Source organism: Candidatus Paceibacterota bacterium (genome assembly GCA_028718635.1).
GTDB lineage: Bacteria > Patescibacteriota > Minisyncoccia > Phycocordibacterales > UBA9973 > UBA9973.
Genome location: JAQULK010000003.1, coordinates 1 through 20,724, shown reverse-complemented (window position 1 = coordinate 20,724; position 20,724 = coordinate 1). Strand labels below are relative to the sequence as shown.

The window sequence follows — 20,724 nt, the reverse complement described above, 5'->3', positions numbered from 1 at the left end:
TTTTATACGCTCAAAATCACAGGTATAACCAATGGTCTCTTGGCTGTTTTTTGATACAAGAATTTTGAGATGCTTTCTCCCAAGTTTGCCTTGATTATATCAAAATTTATCGCATTTCCTTCACGGAAAGATGGCGGAGGCATCTTTGCGGTCATGCTTTCTATCCCATTTTTAATGATTATTCTTACTTGGCGCAGAAGCTCTTGATTTTCTTTTAGATATACGAATCCTCGCGAAATCAAATCCGGAGATTTTTTTAATTTTCCGGTTTTTTGGTCAATAAGCGCAATAATAACAAACATCCCGTCTTGGGCAAGCATGACTCTATCGCGGATGACTATGTCTTGAGTATCGCTAATAGAAGTTCCATCTACCAACATCGCTCCGCTTGGCGCGCGCTCTTTTCGCATTATCATCTTTTGCCCGTCGGCGGATATTTCAATTATTGAGCCATTATCCGGAACAATAATATTTTCCTCCGGCGTTCCCATATCCATTGCGAGTTCTTTGTGAAGCACTAGGCGGTAATGGTTGCCATGAATTGGAATAAAGAATTTTGGATGAGTCTTTTTATGTAGCCATTTTACGTCTTCTTGATTTCCGTGTCCTGTCGCATGGACGAAATCCTCGCCAGCTGTTCGGTAGCTGATGACCCGGACTCCTTGCCTAGATAGGGCGTCTCTCATTTTTACCACAGCCAATTCATTGCCGGGTACAATAGAAGCTGAGAGAATTATAGTGTCTCCTTTGTGTAAAGAGAATTTTGTGTTGGATTTATTGGCAGCACGATTGAGCGCGGCAAATTCTTCTCCCTGTGCGCCGGTCATCAAGACGACAATTTTATTTGGTGGGTAATTATTCGCTTCTTCAAGGGGAATAATGGTACCTTTTTTAGGAGCAAAGAATCCGGCTTCTATTGCTACCTCGATGTTCGTTTTCATTGAGCGCCCATCTATTGCTATTTTTTTGCCCAATGATTCAGCTACTTTGACGATATGTGCCAAACGTGTGATATGCGAAGAAAAAGCCGCGATAATTATTCTTCCTTGAATTTTTTTAATTAAATTTTCCAACCCTTGATGCACTTTTATTTCCGGAAGAGAAAACCCCTCGTTTTCAATATTGGTCGAATCTGTCATCAAGAGGAGCACTTTTGCTTTATCAAAGATCGAATATTCTTTTTCTTCTTCTTTGGTAACGATTCCGTCTATTTGATCGAGCTTATAGTCTCCAGGAGTCACGATCCATCCATGTTCTGTTTCTATGATTATTCCCATTGAATCAGGAATAGTATGCGTAACGCCGAAGAATCTAACTTTTATTTTTCCGCAGGTTATCACAGAATCTTTCTCGACAATATTCTCTTTTATCGGAGGCAAATGAGGGAATTCCGCTTGTCTTTTTTTCATCATTAGCATTGAAAGTTTTCTGGAATATACAGGAGGATTTCCAATGCGTGAAAGTACTAGCGGCACGCCCCCGATATGGTCCAAGTGCCCGTGAGTGATTATCAAGGCTCGTATTTTTTCTTTGCGTTCTTCTAAATAGGTTGTATTCGGAATAGCATAATCAACTCCAGGAGTTAATTCATTTGAAAAATGCATACCTGCATCTATGACGATGATATCATCGCCTATTTCTATGGCAGTCATATTTTTGCCTATCTCTTCCACCCCACCAAGCGGAATAATACGAATTACATTTTTTTCTATAGGTGGAATTTTTTCATTAAAATTTTTGTTTTTTGATCCAAATTGCGCAGGTCTGGAGCTTTTACCGAATTTCTTTTGGGTGTATTGATAGGTAGAACTTTTTGTTATTTTTTTTCTATGTCCTCTTTCTGCCGGTAGGCGAGCGGGGCCATTCCCATAATTAGAGGTATTACTGTGAGTAGGTGTTTTATTTTCATCTTTTTCTTCAATCTTTAATGAGGAGAAAGAAAGTCTTGTTTTTTTAACCATTTTATTTTTTAGTGAATATTTCCCAGACATTTTCTGTCTTAATATACCATGAATATATATTTAAAAAACGATCAGCGGGAGAAATTAGGTGATTAATAGAAAAACCCTTCAAGTCTTTTGATATTACATAAATAAAATTGGGGCTATATAAGAAAACTGCTGGCATATCTTTTTTGATTTCGTCTTCGAATTGCGCATATTTTTTAATTCTATTTTTTTCATTTACGGTGATAGCTGCGTCTTCTAGGATTTTATCTACTTTCGCATTAGCATACAAGGCGACATTGAGACCAGGATCTTTTCGCTGAGATGAGTGCCAAAAGGCAAATAGATCAGATTCATGATTTATAATCTGTCCAAATAAAAGTGTGTCATAATCTCTCGGGCGTATAACGCTTTGGTTCAAATTGCCGATTTCAAAAGTTTTAATATCTACCTTCATTCCGATTTTCGATAAATCTTGTTTAATTATCTCGGCAGTTTTTGTAAGTTCTTCTGCATTGCCTGTCGAAATAGAAAATTCTAAAGTGGTAGTGGTTTTCTTTTTATTTTTACCAACGATAGTTTTTTGTAAAAATCCATCCGGACCTTTTGACCATCCGTCTTTCGCCAGGCTATTTTGCACATTTTGCAATATGAGATCACGAGAAAGATTGTTCTCTGCGGACAATTTTTGATAGGCGATCATGTTCGGCGGGATGGGGTCGTCTGTGGCGACTCCGTATCCAAAAAGAACTTCTCGAACTATTTTGTCTTTATCTATAGTTTTGTCGATTGCTTTAGTGATAACATTATCAGTAAAAAGAATGTTTTTATTCTGATTAAAGAAAAGCCCGAATACCCTCGGAAGCACCGCAGACTCTATTTGATAGTTTCTTTCTTTTAAGATATCTGCATTCAAAGGGGTGATGGAGCTTATCTGTTCCACCTTCCCATCTTCGAGTGCGCGAATGAGGTCGTTTTCGTTTAAATAAAAATACAAATTAACGTCTTCGATATACGGTTCGCCCAATATAAATTTATTAAATGATTCCAATTCGTAAGAATCTATAACTCCGGAAGATTGTTTGGCTACGTTTTTAACCGAATAGGGTCCGGAACCAATAGGGAAAATATTCGCGTCGTTTAGTTCTATGGAAGAATTATCCCATAAATGCTGAGGCATTATTCCAAGGGTTAAACTTTCTAAAAAGGACGGATAGGGTTTTTTAAGAGAAAATTCTATAGTTTTGTCGTCTATCCTTGTCGCACTTACTCCATCAAAGTCCACTTTTTTCGGACTTTTTATGATCGGATCTTTTATCTCATTTATGGTAAAGATAATATCGTCCACAGTAACAGGTTTCCCGTCTTGGAAATATATTTTATCTTTCAAAGTAAATTTATAAGTTAAACCGTCATTAGACATTTCATATTTTTCTGCCAAATCTGGGGATAGAGTACCGTCCTGATTTTTCCTCATTAGCCCAGAGTAGATGAGCGAAACGAGGTCGAGGTCAGTAGGGGAGTTGGCTAGTACAGGGTTTATAAAACGGGGGGTGCCGATAATGCCTTCAGAAATAGAGCCACCATGCAAGGGGACGCTCACCATCAGAGATTTATTAATATTTTCGAGAATTATTATGGTGCTAATAAAGAATGTGAATAACAATACAATAAAAACTACTCGTTCCTTTTTTGAGAACGTGTTAAAAATTGAATTAATTTCGTCTTTTTTAGGCAATTTACCAGTAACTTTCAACTGGCGAATACGGCTATATAAATTTTGCATATTTTAGATATAAAACACAAAGATAAACAAAGTTAAATTGACTCAAATCAATTCGGATTAGCTATTAGCTTTTATTATTATACTGAGTAAGGCAAATAAAGCAAAAAGAATTCCGCAAACAAGGGACAAGTAAAAAAGAAACTTTTCAAAGCCTCGGCGGGTGTGGTGAAAAGACTCAGTGTCTCCTCCACCCAAAGCGCCTCCCAAACCAGCAGCGGATTGCTGTAATAAGATGGCTGTTACTAGTATTACTGAAAGAATGATTTGCACATAAGGCAAAATCTTCACTACTAAATTCATAGGATGATTATTGCATAACATTGCTCAAAAGGCAAATGCGCTGACTTTTTCACTTATTTCTGCTATACCCGTACACCTATTATTTATATTTGTAAAATAATAGGTGTTGGGGTATATTTTTAATATGTCCAAGCTTCAAATCGGCATTGTCGGTCTGCCAAACGTGGGGAAATCTACGCTTTTTAATGCGCTGACCAAGAAAGGCGTGCCGGCAGAAAATTATCCTTTTTGTACAATTGATCCCTCTGTCGGGATTGTGCCGGTACCAAATGAACGCCTAATGAAGCTTTCAGAAATATCTAAATCTAAAAAAACTATTCCGGCCGTGGTGGAATTCGTAGATATTGCAGGATTAGTCAAAGGCGCGAGTACCGGCGCCGGACTAGGTAATAAATTTCTCTCACATATCCGCGAAGTAGACGCGATTATCGAAGTGGTGCGAATTTTTGAAGACAAAAATATGATCCATGTTCACGACAAAATAGATCCGCTTTTTGATATAGAGGTTATTAATTTTGAACTTGAACAAGCTGGGATTAAAAAGCCTACACTATATGTATTGAATACTTCCGCCCTTGCAGACCCCCTCACCCAAAAGGGCACTCCCCCTTCGCAGGGGGAGATTGAAGGAATGCCCGGGGATTTTTTGTCAAAAATCCCCGGGCCACATATAGTCGTAGACCCTATTTTTGGTACTGGATTAGATACTCTCATAAAGGCAAGTTATGATTTATTAAATTTGATTACTTTTTTTACCACCGGAGAAGATGAGTCTCGAGCCTGGACCACTCTTCGCGGAGCGACGGCGCCTTTTGCTGGCAGGTCTATTCACACTGATTTTCAACAGAAATTTATTCGCGCAGAGGTAGTATCATATGATCAACTCATTGAAGCTGGAAGTTTTGCCAAGGCTCGTGAGCGAGGCTGGGTCCGCACTGAAGGCAAAGAATATATTGTCCAAGACGGGGATGTAATCGAATTTTTAATCTAGATATTTATCCCCAGCGGTTGAACCGCTGTAAGTGTATAATTAATAATTATGGCAAACAGAGAAAAAATAGCATTAGGAGAGTGTTACCATGTCTACAATCGCGGGGTTGATAAAAGATCAATTACCAAAGATAAAGTAGATGCCGAAAGATTCATGCAAAGTCTAGAATTTTTTAATTCAAAAGATCCTATAATAAGTTTGCGTGAAGTTGTTTCTAGTGAAAATGACAAAAATATAAAATCTAAAGAGCCCTTGGTGGAAATTGTTTGTTACTGCTTAAATCCAAATCATTACCACCTTTTGCTGAGAGAAATTTACGAAGGAGGCATAAGCGAATTTATGAAAAGACTTGGAGGAGGATACACATGGTATTTTAACAACAAACATAAAAGATCAGGCGCCCTTTTCCAAGGAAGATTTAAGTCAGTCCATATAAAATCCAATGAACAGTTGTTGCATGATAGCGCGTATGTGAATTTAAATTGGAAAGTCCATAATATCAGCGGTTCAACCGCTGAGAGAGTTAGATCAAGTTGGGATGAATATATAGGAAAGGCCAGTAGAAATATTTGCTCGAAAGACGTAATATTAGGACAGTTTAGATCAAAAAAAGATTATAAGATTTTTGCTGAGTCTTCTTTGAAAGAAATTTTAAAAGCGAAAAATGATAAGAAAGGAGAAGAAATGATTATTGGTAAACATTTCTATTAAATTCCAGCGGTTCAACCGCTGTAAGAATATGAAGATAATTTCTTTTAACATTGGAATAAGAATTGATAACGCAAAGACGATTGCAGAATATTTAAAATCGCAAAATGCTGACATCGTTTGCTTGCAAGAAGCAGTGCGTCCGCTTGATAAGAATGTTTTTCACACATATCGATCCGAAGAATTTATTAGGGAATATTTTGAAAAAGAATATCCGCATTATTTTTTTGCGCCGGAGTGGGTGGCGGATTGCTTTTTAAAAGAAGGCAAGGTGGATAGGAATTTGGGTGGAATGGCCGAACAAGGGAAATTAATATTATCAAAATTCCCAATCATTCATGGCGATAATTATTTTTATTATAAGGTGTATGAATTTGAGCGAGATAGAACTCATTTTTGGGAAGGAGATGATCATGGCCGTTCCTTGCAGGTTTGCGAAATTGATGTAAATGGAAAGACAATCCAGCTTGGTAATGTGCATGGGTCTTATTCCAAGAACAAAATGGACAATGAAAGATCTCTAGCTCAGAGTGATTTTATAGTCAAAAAACTTAAAGAAAAAAAATTGCCGACAATATTGCTTGGAGATTTTAATGCGCTCCCTGAAACAGAAAGTATTTCAAAAATCAACAAGGTCTACAAAAATCTAAATCAAGAATTTAATATTTCTGCTACGCGTCTAAAGGGGCAAAATATCGATTATGTTTTTATTAATGACTCATTCAAAGCAAATAGCCTGATTGTAGATATTGTAAATATTTCTGATCATTATCCATTAATCGCAGATCTGGAATTAATCCCAGCGGTTCAACCGCTGTAAAAAAATTTTATGCTTAAACGAATTTATTTTTTTTATTTTGCTTATATGGCGTCCATGTATTTCGCGCAGACGTTTATCGTATTTTGGCTTTCTCAAAACGGTTATAGTTTTTCGCAATTGTTGATATATTTCGCTGTTGCTTATGCCGTCGCCTTGGCGGGTATATTTTTCTTTCCTAAAGTTCAAATGAGCGCCAAGCGTTGTATTTTATTTGGCCTACTGTTCAGTGTTTTACAGGTTTTTGTTTTAATTAAATTTTTCAGTTCATACCAGCTTTATTTATCTGCATTATTTAGCGGCTTGAATATATTATTTTTCTGGATTCCTTACAACATCATGCATTTTAAATTTAGCCAAGAAGATAGTAGAGGGCTTCATAGCGGGATGTATTTTTTAATTACACCGATTATTGGAATAACTCTTCAACCGTTTGCCGGTGTAGTGGCAGAGAGGTTTGGTTTTGAAACGTTATTTTTAATTGGAATTTTCGCTTATATTATTCCCCTAATTTTGCTCAAATTTTTACCTTCTTTTAATTACGAAATAAATGTCAGGAAATATTTCTTAGAACATCGTTTTAATTGGTCCACTTTTTTCCAAGGGATGACGTCAAGAGTAAATTTTTCTCTTATCCCGATATTTACATTATTTTTTATCAAGACACCTAGGCAATTCGGGAATTTCTTTGGATATTTAGCCATAATGACTGCGATTGCTTCTGTAATAAATGGTCACATCTCAGATAAATTAAGAAAAAGAAAAATATTTTTTTATTTTTTTAGTTTTTTAGCAGTAATTAGTTTTTTGCCTTTAGCTTTTGTGGATAATATTTATTATTGGAGTATTTTTGCTGGGATTGGAAGCCTATGCGTGTCTTTAGCTAGTCCTTTTTGGCTTACTTTTAATTTAGATTATTATAAAAATATAGGAGTGGAAAAAACTATGGTCCTAAGAGAGGTGTTTTTAAATATGGGATATATCGCAACTCTTTTTATCTGTTTATTAGTTTTTTATTTTACGTCTTCTCCAAAAACAAGCTTGATAATAGTTTCAGCTATATGCCTTCTTCTTCCCGTCGCTTCTTATTTCCAAGGTATTTATCGTGATACTATATAGAATAGATAATATGAAAAACCAAAACCAAATGGAAAAAGAAATTAAAATTTTTTATTCAAAAGACTGGCCCCTCGGCTCTGCTCGAGACAAGACAGGATATGAACTCCTAGATACGGGCGAAGGGGAGAAGCTGGAGAGGTTTGGCAAATATACTTTTGTACGGCCGTATGAAGATGCAGTTTGGAAAAAAACTTTAGGAAGTAAGGAGTGGGCAAAAGCTGATGGAAAATTTTGGAGTTCAAAAGTAGGAGCTAAAGCTGGTTGGAAGATGTCAAAGGGAACCTTTGACATGAAGTCCAAATGGGAGATGGAATATAAAGGAATAAAATTTCTTGTGATGCCGACACCATTTAGGCATTTAGGATTTTTCCCTGAACAAGCGAGTCATTGGGATTTTATAGAAGAGAAAATAAAAGGAGCACAGAAGGAGAATTCGGAAAAGAATTTTCTTGAAACTGCGCCCTCGGAGTCAAAAGGGCAGGGAACCCACACGTTTCTTAAAAATTCTTTCCCGAATTCTCCTGTAAAATTCTTAAATCTATTTGGCTACACGGGAGTCGCGAGTTTGTTTGCTCTTCGTGCTGGTGCAGAAGTGACCCACGTCGATGCTTCAAAACAAATTTTAAATTGGGCAAAAGAAAATCAAAAATTAAATGCAGAGCTAGCTGAAGCGTCTATGCGAGTGATCGAAGATGATGCCCTGAAGTTTTTAGAAAGAGAAGAAAAAAGAGGCAATAAATATGATGCCGTGATAATGGACCCGCCGAAATTCGGCAGAGGTCCCAAAGGAGAAGTTTGGAAGCTAGAAGAAATGTTGCCGAAGCTTCTTCTTGCGGTAAGGAAAGTTTTGAGCGAAAAACCACTTTTTGTGATACTGACTTCTTATGCAATTGATTCTTCTTCGCTTTCTTTGGGATATGCTCTTGAAGAAACAATGCAAGACTTTAAAGGGAATATTGAACAAGGGGAGCTTTGTATTTTGGAAAAATCCAATAATCGTATTATTCCGCTTGCCAATACGACTGTGTGGAGCGTATAATTGCATGTATAGTCGTTTTTATAAATCGCAACATTAAACAATATGGATCCCGAACGAAGTCCATGTTATATGTTCTTCCGGGAAAAAGAATTTTTATTATTATTTAACTAAAGTAAAGATAAAAAATACTCTTTACTTCGTACGGGATGGAACCAAATCAAATACAAAATCAAGTTAGTTCAAAGACAAGCGCTAAAGATTTTTTCATAAATTTAGGCGCTATTGTCGCTCTTGCTTTTTTTGTGGGCAATCTTATCAATCTTTTGTTCACAATAATAAATAAAGCTTTTCCCCTCACTACTGGTTCTAACTTTAGCGAGAGCTCTTCTATCAGTTTTCCCGTGGCTTCGCTTATTATCTTTTTCCCCGTTTATATTTTACTCATGTGGTTGTTGGAAAAAGATTATGTTTTGGAGCCTGGGAAGAGAAACATTGGCATACGCAAATGGCTGACCTACATAACACTGTTCGTGTCCGGGTTTGCTTTGGCGGGGGATTTAGTTACGGTTTTATTTTATTTTATTGATGGCAGGGATATTACCTCAGGGTTTATTCTAAAAGCTTTATCTGTCTTAATAATTTCCCTTTCAATTTTCTTTTATTACATTTCTGAAGTGCGTGGAAAGATGAACAGCAGTTTGCAAAAAAGATGGGCGATTGGTTCAGCTATAGTAATTGTAGTTTGTATAATTTGGGGTTTCGCTGTACTTGGTTCACCTCGAACGCAACAGCTTTTGAAATATGATGAACAAAAAGTAAATGATTTACAAAATATAGAAGGGTCTATTGGTAATTTTTACGCCACCAAGGGTGTTTTACCAAATAATTTTGATGAATTGTTGGCTGAAAATTATTATATAAATACTATAGATTCTCAGACCCAAAAACCATATGAGTATGAAAAGACGAATAAAGTTACATATAATTTATGCGCAGAATTTAACAGAGAAATAACCAAGACTGACATTAAGGGTGGACAACTTATGGTATATGGTGGAAATACTTGGATTCATGGGGCAGGTAGGTTTTGTTTTAATAAAACTATAAATCCTAATTTATATTCAAAGCCAATGCCAGTGCCTGTAAGATAAAAAATGAATGAATCCCGTTAGAAGCCGCGGTCGCAGTTTGAAACAAATATGTTTATAAAAAATACAATACTTAATAATATAATAAGGGTTAATCTCGGTTTAATGACCGCGACCTGCTTCTAAACGGGATGAAAGAATACGATCATAAGAAAATTGAAAAAAAATGGCAAACTATTTGGGAGAAAAAAGGAGTTTATAAAACCTTAAACAATTCTAAAAAGAAAAAATACTATGTATTGGATATGTTTCCATATCCATCCGGAGTAGGACTGCATGTTGGACACCCGAAAGGCTATATCGGTTCAGATGTTTTTGCTCGTCTTAAAAGAATGCAGGGCTTCAATGTGCTTCACCCCATGGGTTATGATGCTTTTGGTTTGCCGGCAGAACAATATGCCATTGAGCATAACATCAATCCAAAACAGGCAGTAGAAAAAAATGTAAAAACATTTGAAAAACAACTTTCTATTATAGGACTTTCATATGATTGGAGTAGAAGAGTAAACACCACAGATCCTGATTTTTACCACTGGACTCAATGGATTTTTTTGAAAATTTATAATTCTTGGTACAACAAAGACGCAAATAAAGCAGAGCCAATAGATAAATTAGTTAAAATTTTTGAAAAATTTGGAAATAAAAAAGTTAACGCTATTTCTAGTGAAGTTGAAAAATTTTCTGCAACAGAATGGAAAACAAAAACAAAAAAAGAAAAACAAAATATTTTAATGAAATATCGTTTGGCTTACGAGGGATATAGCGAGGTCAATTGGTGTCCAAAACTCGGCACCGTTTTGGCAAATGATGAAATATTAGACACTAAAGATGGCTTGGTTTCCGAGCGTGGGAATTATCCCGTGGTAAAGAAAAATATGCGTCAGTGGTTTATGCGTATTACCGCGTATGCTGATCGTTTGCTTTCCGGTCTTGAGGGTCTTGATTGGTCTACCCACATAAAAGAAATTCAAAAAAATTGGATAGGGAGAAGTGAGGGTGTAAATTTTAAATGTAAAATAAAAGATTTAAATATTGCTGTTGAAATGTACAACTCTGTACCTCAAACGTTTCGAGCTGAAACTTTTACAGTTATCGCGCCAGAACACGATCTTGTGCCGACTCTTGTCGCAGGTACTAAATATGAAAAACCAGTACTAGATTTTGTCGAGAAATTAAAAAAGAAAAGATCTGCAAAAGATTATGATGAAAATAAAGAAATGGAGGGTATTTTTACTGGTCGCTATATAGAAAATTTTGCAGGCAGTGGTAGAGATTTGCCGATATGGGTAGCATCCTATGTGGTGGCTGGTTATGGAACAGGGATAGTAAATGCTAGTGCTCACGATACGCGTGATTTTGCTTTTGCTAAAAAATTTAATATCCCTTTACATTCTGTTGTTGAGCCATTATTTACTGATGAACTAAAACCGGGTCTTCCTTTGGTTGAAAGAAATGCTATACATGCAATTGTGAAGCATTGGTCTGAAGATAAATATTTAGTTTTATTATGGAAAAAAGCTGATTGGGTAACTTTTGTTACTGGTGGAGTTGAAAAAGGAGAAGACCCAAAAGAAGCAGCTATTCGAGAAGTAAGAGAAGAAACAGGATATCAAAATTTAAAACTTATAAGAGAATTACCACGTTCCCATAGTATTTTTTATCATATACCCAAAAACGAAAATCGTTCTGTGCATTTTTCTAGTTTTTATTTCCAATTAGAAAATGGTGAACAAAAAGAATTATCAGAGAAAGAAAAAAGCAATCATGAATTGAAATGGGTTTCTTCTGGAGATATTGAAAAAATCATGAAAATTGACGGAATGCTAAATGATTGGAATATCCTGCGAGGCATAGAAAAGCCTATCGTAAAAAATGGTATTCTTTTAGAGCCACTTGAGTTTAAAGGCAGAGAATGGGGAGAAGTACGAGAAGATGTGATTAATTATATTGTTAAAAATGGTTGGGGAGAGAAAAAAGTAAATTACAAAATGCGAGATGCTATTTTTGCTCGTCAGAGATACTGGGGTGAGCCTATTCCACTTTGGCATGATAAAGAGGGCATAATAAATGAACTTAAAGAAAAGGATTTACCACTCAAGCTCCCGCCGGTGAAATCATACCAGCCTACTGGTACAGGAGAGTCACCTCTTGCTAGTGTTTCAACTTGGGCAAAAAAAGGATACGAAACGAATACAATGCCTGGCTGGGCGGGAAGTTCTTGGTATTTCCTTCGTTATATGGATCCTAAAAATAAAAAAGTTTTTGCTGATAAAAAAGCCATAAAGTATTGGAAAAATGTGGATATGTATGTAGGTGGAGCAGAACATGCTACTGGGCACTTACTATATTCTCGTTTTTGGCACAAATTTCTAAAGGATTATGGTCTTGTTATAACTGAAGAGCCTTTTAAAACACTCAGAAATCAAGGGATGATTTTAGGTAGTGATAATAGGAAAATGAGTAAAAGGTGGGGTAACGTGATAAATCCAGACGATATAGTAAAAACATATGGGGCGGATACATTGCGACTTTATGAGATGTTTATGGGGCCTTTCAATCAATCCGTCGCTTGGAGCGAGGAGGCTATTATTGGTCCGAGAAGATTTTTAGAAAGAGTTTGGAATCTTCAAATAAAAGTGTCAAAGACGGTCTTTGACATGAGCCCAAATATGTCAAAGGCCGCCTTTGACACTTTACTCAACAAAACAATAAAAAAAGTCGGAGAGGATATCGAGGAGATGAAATTCAATACAGCTGTTTCGACTTTAATGATTTTCATTAATGAAATGGGGAAGCTTGAATCCATCTCTCAAACGGCTTATGAAAAGTTTTTAAAGATTCTTGCGCCATTTGCGCCGCACATCACAGAGGAACTCTGGCAAAGAACGGTTCTTAAAGAAGTTTCCCCAAGAACCATTCTTGGAAAATCTATTCATCTTTCTGGGTGGCCAAAATACGATCCTTCAAAAATCCAAGATGAAGAAATAAAAATCGCAGTGCAGATAAACGGAAAAGTCAAAACGGAGATGATGATAAAAGCGGATGACGAAGAAGAACAAATTAAAAAACAAGCTTTATCCAATGAAACTGTGCTAAAATATATAGGCTCAAAAGAAGTAAAAAAAGTTATTTACGTAAAGAACAGGCTCGTCAATATTGTCGTATTAGCTTAAGTTATTTTAATATTTATTTATGTTGAATAATTCCGCCAAAGTGAAGTTGTTTCTTTTAGGGAGTCTATTTTTCATAATTTTTTCTGTGTCTAATGTTTTTGCTTCAGCAACCAACGGAACAATTGACGTGACTTACAAATACGCTTGGGGAGAAAATATCGGCTGGTTAAATTTCGCTTGCGATAATTGCAACGCGCAAATCACTGACAGCGGTATTTCAGGATACGCCTGGAGCAAGCAATATGGTTGGATAAATTTAAGCCCGAATAATGGAGGAGTGAAAAATAACGGCACAGGCATCCTCTACGGTTACGCTTGGGGTTCAAATATCGGCTGGATTGATTTTACCGGAGTTACTATAAATTCAAATGGGGAATTTCTAGGCTATGCCACGATTAAATCTGATAACAGTCGAATTAATTTTAATTGTATCAATGCTAATTCTTGCAGTAGCGCAGACTTCAAGGTAAAGACGGATTGGAGGAGAGCGAGTGTTCGGCATCATGGAGGTGGCGGAGGGGGTTATATCCGACCAGTTTTACCGCCTATTGTTGTCCCGAATCCCATTATTCAAAATCCTGTCGTGAGCGCACTCTATAATGTTGGAGGAGCCATTAACTCCGCCTCAAATTTTTTTTTGAATTTCTTTAGACCTAAAAATAATCTGCCGAAGGTTATTGTTCAAGTTCCTAAAATTGCGCCTTTGGCGCTCAGCGCGCACTGGGATCTTTTGCCGGCAAAAGAAATCAAGTCTTTCGTTTTTGCGCCGTTGCCGTATGAAATAAATATTCTCGCTTCTAAATTCCCCGAGCTTGGCAATACGTTGAAAGAGGTCGGAGTTACCAGATTTACCGATGTGGGTAAATTGACTGGCGCGACTTTAAATGTTCCTGGCCTAGCGGATACTCTTAATAAAACAATCCAAAATGTCGGAGTGGAGAATCTAACCAATATAAATAGCCTAAACGGTGTGACCCTGGGTGTTCCCGGTGTCTCTGGCATAAATGGAAAAATGATTAATAGCGTTGGCACCGGGAAAATTGCTCTGATTGAAGGGTTGCCGCTGGCCAATTTTTCGCTTGCCGATAAGAAAAATTTGCCGTCAGAATTTGTCTTTGCCCGAACAGCCGGCGAGTTGGTTGATTTGAATGTTGCTTTATCTATCGGTGATCGAGGTCAAGTGGCGCAAACGATAAATACTCTTCCTGGAAAAACATTAAAGTTGGTAGTAAAGCCTGTAAGCAAAGCGAAAAGTGTTACCGGCTACTTTATTTTTCAAGCAGCCACGCCGAGAATTTCGCGAGCTCAAAATCAAATTTCTCGCGCCTCGCTTTCCGCCTCAGCTCTTTTTTCTATGAATGGGTTGGTTGAAAAAGTGCCTGCAAAAACCTCACCCCCAGCCCCTCTCCTGAAAGGAGAGGGTGGCCAGAGTTCGGGTGAGGTGGAACAAAAGCTAGTGCTTTCCTCCTTTGAATATACTGACCCAAACCATGACGGAATCTATACGGCTGATGTTGTTTCTCCTAGCGTGGCTGGTGAATATCAAATTGTTACCGTGATTGATTATGTCGATCCTAGCTTGGGCACTCGCAGGATGACTATGACTACGGTTATTGATCCGGAAGGGTATGTCTTTGAGAAAAATAATGGCAAGGAAACTCGTATTCCAAGCGCTATTGTTTCTCTCTACAAATTAAATACAGCCAAAAAAAGTTATGAATTATGGAACGCCAAAGATTACCAGCAAGAAAATCCGCAAATAACGGACATCCGAGGCACCTATTCATTCCTGGTGCCGGAAGGTTCTTATTATTTCCAAGTAGAAGCGCCCGGTTACAATTCCTATACGGGAAAAGTTTTTGTGGCCGCAGCTGGTGGCGGCATCCATCAAAATATAGAGCTGCAGTCTGGTCGAGGATGGTATTCAGATTTAGACTGGAAAACAGTTCTTTTAATTGTTGTTTTCTTATTATTAGTATATAATTTATTGAAGGATAAATTATTAAAATTTTTAGTAAAATAATGAGTAAAGCGAATATATTTTAATAACCCTGTTAAATGACTTTTGCAAAGCAAAAGTTAAAATCTGAAAGATTTTATTTAACAGGATAAAGATTTTTATATTCATTACATTCATTAAAAATCATTTATGATAGAACATAGAGAGCATATCGCTATTATCATAGTTATCGGATTCTTGGTTGTCAGTGATGTATTTTTTGCCTTTAATTATTTTTCGGTAAAACAAGATTTGCAGACAGTGGAAGCTTCAGCCGCTAAGACGGAATTAAACACAAAAGTTATTAATTTTTCTTCGCTTTTTATCAGGAAAGTATTGCAAGCCAATACAGAAGTCGATTTTGAAACTCGACTTTCTTTGGAAAACGCAGTCCGTGATTTAAAAGATCCGGAAATAATGACTGAATGGCAGAATTTTACCGGGAGCAAGACGGAAGCTGACGCGCAGGCTAGCGTCAAGAAGCTCTTGGGCATTTTGATTAGCAAAATACAAACGTAGAGTTGCTTGTGAAGCATTTTTGTGGTACATTACGTTCAATGGATAAATCAAAAACAAAACTTATTACCGTAATTTACGAACCAGCAGAAGAAGGTGGTTACGTTGCTTATGCGCCAAGCCTACCAGGTTGCAATACGCAGGGAGAAACGCTAGAAGAAGCTGAGAAAAATATTTCCGAGGCTGTTAAGTTATATTTGGAGGAAATTAAGGATTTCCTCCGATTTCCGTGCCTTGTCATGGAAAAGATCTAAAAAAAGGGCTTACCGCCCGTATTTTAAAAGACGCTGGAATTAATTTTAAATAAAATAAAAGGTGTGAGGGTTATCCACACCTTTTTTAATTTTATGGCTCAGTTGTTGTATAATATAAATGGTTAAATGGTATTTTTAGGCTTAATATGTATTAAGAATGAAACTTATTTTGAATAAAAAAAAGATTATCCTGTTCGCTTCGGTTGTTTCTATTTTATTTTTTTCAAAAATAGTTTTTGCCGTCTGGAATGGCAATTTTTATAATCAGGGACAGACACTTAATCCGGAATGTTTGCCGTCAGATCCAAACTGCGATGTTTTAGTTCCAGTTGTTTCTGGCGTGAATACTGGCGACAATGCGGAGAATTCCAATTACGCTTCCGACTATCGAGCAGGGAACTTTGTCGCTGGCACAAACTATCTTGCTCCAAATGGATCAGCTGCTGCTCTCACTTCTTTCCCAACTCTGAATCAAGATACTACCGGCAACGCGGGAACTGTTACTAATGGGGTATATACCAACGCCGCCAACTCAATGTCCCTTATTAACCCTCTTACCACATTAGCTGAATCTTGGATTGGACCAAGCTCGACAACTGGTATTTATTTTAAAGGCGGCAATGTCGGCATCGGGACGACGAGTCCGGGCAGGACTTTGGATGTTGCTGGTGCGGCTAAGATATTAAGCGGAACAACTCAAGTTATTGTAGATTCCGCTTTGGGTGGAATGCAGTTTACTCGTCCCGAGAATGCTGTTATGGAGTTAGTGGGCTCTCGTTCTTGGAAATTAGTTTCTGCTGGGAGTTCTGGAGGATTTGCAACAACGGGGTATCTTGCTATTGCTGATGGCGGGGCATCAAACGCTGTGCGAATGGTTTTTGATACGACCGGCAACGTCGGCATCGGGACGACGAGTCCCCTAGATAAGTTAGAAATAGTTAATAGTGGAGCCATTAGATTAACAAGTAATAATTCGGATAATAAGTTAATAAAATTTTACGATGATGGGACAGAGGTTCATTTTATAAAAGGTGCTTTTTCTGGAGCTGGCAATACAGGCAATGATTTAATTTTTGGGTCTGATGCTTCCACAGCGTCACTTGTAATAGAAAGAGGGGGCAACGTCGGCATTGGGACGACGAGTCCGATACAAAGGCTTGATGTAGATACAGGTTATATAAATTCCACAAGGTATTATACCGGAGGTAATACAAACACTTATATTTCCAAAGATGGAACGGGTGGGATAGGCGTAAGTGGTGGATATTTAGATTTGCTTGGGACTGGCACATCGCTTTATGTTGCGAATACCGCAAATTTTCGTGGCACCATTGCTAACGATACGGCAGCATATTTGACTATAGCTGGTGGAACAAGCGGATACACATATTTCAGCGGCAACGTTGGAATTGGGACGACGAATCCCGGGGAAAAACTTACAATTGCGCAAAGTGCTGATTCAAATGGCGTTAGCGTTTATGGATATGATGACCAAAATACAAAATTCGTCAAAACGTATGTAAATAGTAACGGCGAGGGAACGATAGAAGCTAATGGAAATTTCTCTTTTTATACGAGCGGTTCAGCGGCGGCTTATTGGGGAAATCCAAATATTACATTTTATCGAAATTTTATAATGAATGGAAATACAATAAATGGCAATTCTACTGCTTCCGGAAATTTAACATTAGATAGCACTAGCAATACTACAAAAGGATATATTCTTTTAAATCCAACCGGCGGCAACGTCGGCATCGGGACGACGGCGCCGGCCAAAGCTTTGCATGTTATCGGTTTTTCAACTATTGATTCTTCAGGAACCGATGGTGGGGGTACTTTAGACTTAAAAAGCTATGCTAACGGTCTGGATGTGTTAAGAATATACAGAGGCGCTACTTATGTCGGTTCGCTTAGCACTGCGAATAGTGATTTTAATATAATTGCTCAAGGAACAAATAGAAATGTCGTTCTTACCCCAAATGGTACAGGGTATACACTTTTAAACGGCAACGTCGGCATCGGGACGACGACACCGGGGGCGAAGCTGGAAGTCAATTCTGCATTCACAGATCCGGGAGTTGGCAAAATTGGACTAACTAGTAACTTAACTATTACGGCTAGCTCTGGCACAAACAGTCAGATTCATAGAGGTTCAATGTTATCATTAACTTTGGCTGGATCTCAGAACTTTACTGGTGTTACTGAAGGTGCTGAATTTTCTGCGTATAATCAGGGAACAGGTGTAGTTTCAAGTTTATATGGTGCGTTGTATTCTGTCGGAAGTATTATTAATGGGGGAAACATAACAAATGCAATAGCTCTTGAAGCTGATTCTTATGGAACAGGTTCTGGGGTTATAACCAATATAACCGGACTTAATGTTGGAAACTTAGGTTCATATAACACTCCGACGACAATGAAAGGTATTAATATTGCCGCTAATACTGGAGCTGTTGGAACAAATAAATACGGTTTATACATAGGTGCTCAGTCTGGAGCTGCAACAAATAATTATTCTATTTATTCAAATGGAGGACAATCTTATTTCGCCGGCAACGTCGGCATCGGGACGGCAAATCCCATCGGTGCTTTGCAAGTCCAAAGTGGCCAGGTTGCCTTTGGCGGCGCGCCCTCGGGAAGTTTGTGGAGAACAACTATTCGCGGTGATTATGGATGGACCGCTATAGATGCCGCTGGAACGGTAATATTTGAGCTTTATACAGGATCCGGAACAGCACCCCATGGCCGGGAAATGCGCTTGATGAATGGAGTCCATTTGCATGGCTATAGTGATACGGCCTCGACCTTGAAGTATGATTTGAACGGTCAAACTGGCGATGCCTATCTTGCCGGCAACGTCGGCATCGGGACGACGAATCCAAGTCAATTACTTAATGTTTATGGAGCAGCTCCAACCATTTTGAGCGAAAGCTCTGCGGGTGGTGCGGCAGGCTCGAATATCACAGCGTTTTCCTTAAAACGTCCTCAATCTGGGGGCGGTGGTCAATACTACAATCTTGAATTAGGAAGAGACGCGGAAAACTCTTTTGGAATCAGAGATGTTACCGCAGGTATAACGAGATTACTGATAAATTCTTCTGGCAACGTCGGCATCGGGACGACAAGTCCGACAGTAGCTTTGCACGTTGTTGGCCAAACAATGATTATGCCGACAGCCGCTAGTGGACTGAGGCTTGGCTTTCCGAATGTAAATTCAGAAATTATGTCCTATGGGACGGATAGTAATATCGAACTAAGGTTATCATCGAAGGGGACTAGCGGGATAGTATTAAATTACAATACGAATGTTGGAACGGGCAGTTTGGCATATTATGGAGGAACAACAACTACGAAGTTTAGTGTTAACAACACCGGCCAGGGATATTTTGCCGGCAACGTCGGCATCGGGACGACGGGGCCGGGTTATTTATTAGAAGTTAATGGGAGTGCCGGTTTTAATTCTGGTGGATTGATTACATTGGTTAATGGAAGTGCGGCAACTCCTGCTATCAGAATTAACGATGCTGACACAGGAATTTTCAGACCGACTACTGATATGTTGGCTATATCTACGGGAGGAACAGAAAGATTACGAATTGATTCATCCGGCAACGTCGGCATCGGAACGACGAATCCGGGGGCGGCTTTGGATGTAGTAGGGAATTTATTTATCAATGGAGCAGGTTCAGAGCTGAAACTAAATAGAAATACTAGCGGTACGACACTTGGTAATTTAGAATTTGCTCAAACTACCAATGGTGTTATGGCCGATATTTATGGTCTGGGTAATGCTTCAACTGCAACAGGTGGCTCACTTGTTTTTAGAACAAGACCAGCGGCAGGGGTGTTGACAGAGGCGATAAGAATAGATACAACAGGCAATGTCGGCATCGGGACGGCGAGTCCAGGGTATAAGTTGGATGTTCAAGGAGCGGGCGGAGGCAGTGTGTTGTATCTTTTAAGTTTTACAAATACTTCAAATTCAACAGGAGCACAAACTGGAATAAGATTTGCTAATAGCAATGGTTCGGCTTCGACAATAATGTATGCTAAAACAGCCGTCGTCGATGATAATTTTAATTTCTATATCCAAAGCCAACAAAATAGAAAGATATTTTTTTCTGATAGTGCCGCTTCTGAAAAGTTGACCATAGACACATCCTCCGGCAACGTAGGCATCGGTCTAACAAATCCTTCAAATCAACTCACTCAAAAATCTACTACATCTCTAGAGAGTGCCACGCTCGGAGAGGAACTCCTTACTTCTTCCAACTGGACTACTACAGATTGGACTGGTGATTTTGCTACGGGTTTCACTCACACTACAGGCAATACCACGGCTTTGACGAATACTTTGGCGGCGGTTACGAATAATCTTTATCAAATCGCCTTCACCGTAACAGGCAGAACGGCAGGTACGTTCACAATCACGTTCGGTGGGGTTACGTCTAACGAATCCTTCTCAGCCACATCAGCATGGGGCGTGAAAGCCGGAAGCACTGGTACCCTTTCATTCACCCCAACTACAGACTTCGATGGCACTATCGTCATCTCTATCAAGCAGATAACAGGAACTTATGCTGCGACTTATGCTATCCAAGACAGTACAGGGACGAATGCTTTTGAAATTAGAAATACTCTAGCTTCGCTATACAACAACTTCGTCGGAGTTGGCGCTGGGAGGTACAACACCACGGGCTACCGCAACTCCGCTCAAGGCTACAACTCCCTCTTCTCCAACACCACGGGCTACAACAACTCAGCTCAAGGCGTCAACTCCCTCTACTCCAACACCACGGGGTACAACAACTCCGCTCAGGGTACCTACTCCCTCTACTCCAACACCACTGGCTACTACAACTCAGCTCAAGGCGTCAACTCCCTCTTCTCCAACACCACGGGCTACCGCAACTCCGCTCAAGGTACCTACTCCCTCTACTCCAACACCACCGGCTACCCCAACTCAGCTCAAGGGGTCATCTCCCTCT

The 20,724-nt window shown here is 38.6% G+C and carries 14 protein-coding genes; 11 read left to right on the top strand and 3 right to left on the bottom strand.

Annotated features, from left to right (window positions below; all coding sequences use genetic code 11):
- Nucleotides 1-2 precede the first annotated feature (2 nt).
- Genes PHT16_03905 through secG form a run of 3 tightly spaced genes read right to left on the bottom strand, consistent with a single transcriptional unit; the run spans nt 3 to nt 4,032 of the window.
- Complete coding sequence (locus PHT16_03905; protein MDD5721552.1) at nt 3-1,991, bottom strand: ribonuclease J; 1,989 nt, start codon at nt 1,989-1,991, stop codon at nt 3-5.
- The gene (locus tag PHT16_03900) at nt 1,963-3,732 is read right to left on the bottom strand and encodes an ABC transporter substrate-binding protein (GenBank protein ID MDD5721551.1); all 1,770 of its coding nucleotides are present in this window, start codon (nt 3,730-3,732) and stop codon (nt 1,963-1,965) included. Before PHT16_03900 ends, PHT16_03905 begins: the two co-directional genes overlap by 29 nt.
- Before the next feature lie 57 nt (nt 3,733-3,789).
- Nucleotides 3,790-4,032, bottom strand: coding sequence for a preprotein translocase subunit SecG (gene secG, locus PHT16_03895; GenBank protein ID MDD5721550.1), 243 nt, complete (start codon nt 4,030-4,032; stop codon nt 3,790-3,792).
- A gap of 124 nt (nt 4,033-4,156) precedes the next feature.
- Here secG and PHT16_03890 point away from each other — a divergent pair, with 124 nt between their 5' ends.
- The 11 genes from PHT16_03890 to PHT16_03840 form a co-directional block, all read left to right on the top strand.
- A complete protein-coding gene (locus PHT16_03890) occupies nt 4,157-5,023 on the top strand; it encodes a YchF family ATPase (GenBank protein ID MDD5721549.1) in 867 nt (288 codons plus the stop codon).
- A gap of 48 nt (nt 5,024-5,071) precedes the next feature.
- On the top strand, nt 5,072-5,734 hold the full coding sequence (locus tag PHT16_03885) for a transposase (GenBank protein ID MDD5721548.1): 663 nt from the start codon (nt 5,072-5,074) through the stop codon (nt 5,732-5,734).
- 28 nt (nt 5,735-5,762) lie between these two features.
- Nucleotides 5,763-6,551 (top strand): endonuclease/exonuclease/phosphatase family protein, encoded by a 789-nt coding sequence (locus PHT16_03880; protein ID MDD5721547.1) that lies wholly within the window; start codon nt 5,763-5,765, stop codon nt 6,549-6,551.
- 9 nt (nt 6,552-6,560) lie between these two features.
- Nucleotides 6,561-7,667: an MFS transporter gene (locus PHT16_03875; protein ID MDD5721546.1), complete on the top strand. Its 1,107-nt coding sequence runs from the start codon at nt 6,561-6,563 to the stop codon at nt 7,665-7,667.
- A gap of 10 nt (nt 7,668-7,677) precedes the next feature.
- On the top strand, nt 7,678-8,706 hold the full coding sequence (locus tag PHT16_03870) for a class I SAM-dependent methyltransferase (GenBank protein ID MDD5721545.1): 1,029 nt from the start codon (nt 7,678-7,680) through the stop codon (nt 8,704-8,706).
- Between the two features lie 146 nt (nt 8,707-8,852).
- Nucleotides 8,853-9,797: a DUF5671 domain-containing protein gene (locus tag PHT16_03865; GenBank protein ID MDD5721544.1), complete on the top strand. Its 945-nt coding sequence runs from the start codon at nt 8,853-8,855 to the stop codon at nt 9,795-9,797.
- A gap of 128 nt (nt 9,798-9,925) precedes the next feature.
- Nucleotides 9,926-12,967: a class I tRNA ligase family protein gene (locus tag PHT16_03860; GenBank protein MDD5721543.1), complete on the top strand. Its 3,042-nt coding sequence runs from the start codon at nt 9,926-9,928 to the stop codon at nt 12,965-12,967.
- A 19-nt stretch (nt 12,968-12,986) separates the two neighbouring features.
- Nucleotides 12,987-14,990, top strand: coding sequence for a carboxypeptidase-like regulatory domain-containing protein (locus PHT16_03855; GenBank protein MDD5721542.1), 2,004 nt, complete (start codon nt 12,987-12,989; stop codon nt 14,988-14,990).
- Nucleotides 14,991-15,116: 126 nt separating this feature from the next.
- Nucleotides 15,117-15,485, top strand: coding sequence for a hypothetical protein (locus PHT16_03850; GenBank protein MDD5721541.1), 369 nt, complete (start codon nt 15,117-15,119; stop codon nt 15,483-15,485).
- Between the two features lie 38 nt (nt 15,486-15,523).
- Nucleotides 15,524-15,736 (top strand): type II toxin-antitoxin system HicB family antitoxin, encoded by a 213-nt coding sequence (locus PHT16_03845; GenBank protein MDD5721540.1) that lies wholly within the window; start codon nt 15,524-15,526, stop codon nt 15,734-15,736.
- A gap of 157 nt (nt 15,737-15,893) precedes the next feature.
- Nucleotides 15,894-20,724 (top strand): hypothetical protein (locus PHT16_03840; GenBank protein ID MDD5721539.1); only part of this gene is annotated, 4,831 nt, incomplete at its 3' end.

Bases quoted from the DNA above. Each gene is read 5' to 3' on its own strand.
- PHT16_03860 (MDD5721543.1), top strand. From the start codon at position 9,926: ATGAAAGAATACGATCATAAGAAAATTGAAAAAAAATGGCAAACTATT.
- PHT16_03845 (MDD5721540.1), top strand. From the start codon at position 15,524: ATGGATAAATCAAAAACAAAACTTATTACCGTAATTTACGAACCAGCA.
- PHT16_03885 (MDD5721548.1), top strand. From the start codon at position 5,072: ATGGCAAACAGAGAAAAAATAGCATTAGGAGAGTGTTACCATGTCTAC.
- PHT16_03905 (MDD5721552.1), bottom strand. From the start codon at position 1,991: ATGTCTGGGAAATATTCACTAAAAAATAAAATGGTTAAAAAAACAAGA.
- secG (MDD5721550.1), bottom strand. From the start codon at position 4,032: ATGAATTTAGTAGTGAAGATTTTGCCTTATGTGCAAATCATTCTTTCA.
- PHT16_03855 (MDD5721542.1), top strand. From the start codon at position 12,987: ATGTTGAATAATTCCGCCAAAGTGAAGTTGTTTCTTTTAGGGAGTCTA.
- PHT16_03875 (MDD5721546.1), top strand. From the start codon at position 6,561: ATGCTTAAACGAATTTATTTTTTTTATTTTGCTTATATGGCGTCCATG.
- PHT16_03900 (MDD5721551.1), bottom strand. From the start codon at position 3,732: ATGCAAAATTTATATAGCCGTATTCGCCAGTTGAAAGTTACTGGTAAA.
- PHT16_03870 (MDD5721545.1), top strand. From the start codon at position 7,678: ATGAAAAACCAAAACCAAATGGAAAAAGAAATTAAAATTTTTTATTCA.
- PHT16_03880 (MDD5721547.1), top strand. From the start codon at position 5,763: ATGAAGATAATTTCTTTTAACATTGGAATAAGAATTGATAACGCAAAG.
- PHT16_03865 (MDD5721544.1), top strand. From the start codon at position 8,853: ATGGAACCAAATCAAATACAAAATCAAGTTAGTTCAAAGACAAGCGCT.
- PHT16_03890 (MDD5721549.1), top strand. From the start codon at position 4,157: ATGTCCAAGCTTCAAATCGGCATTGTCGGTCTGCCAAACGTGGGGAAA.
- PHT16_03850 (MDD5721541.1), top strand. From the start codon at position 15,117: ATGATAGAACATAGAGAGCATATCGCTATTATCATAGTTATCGGATTC.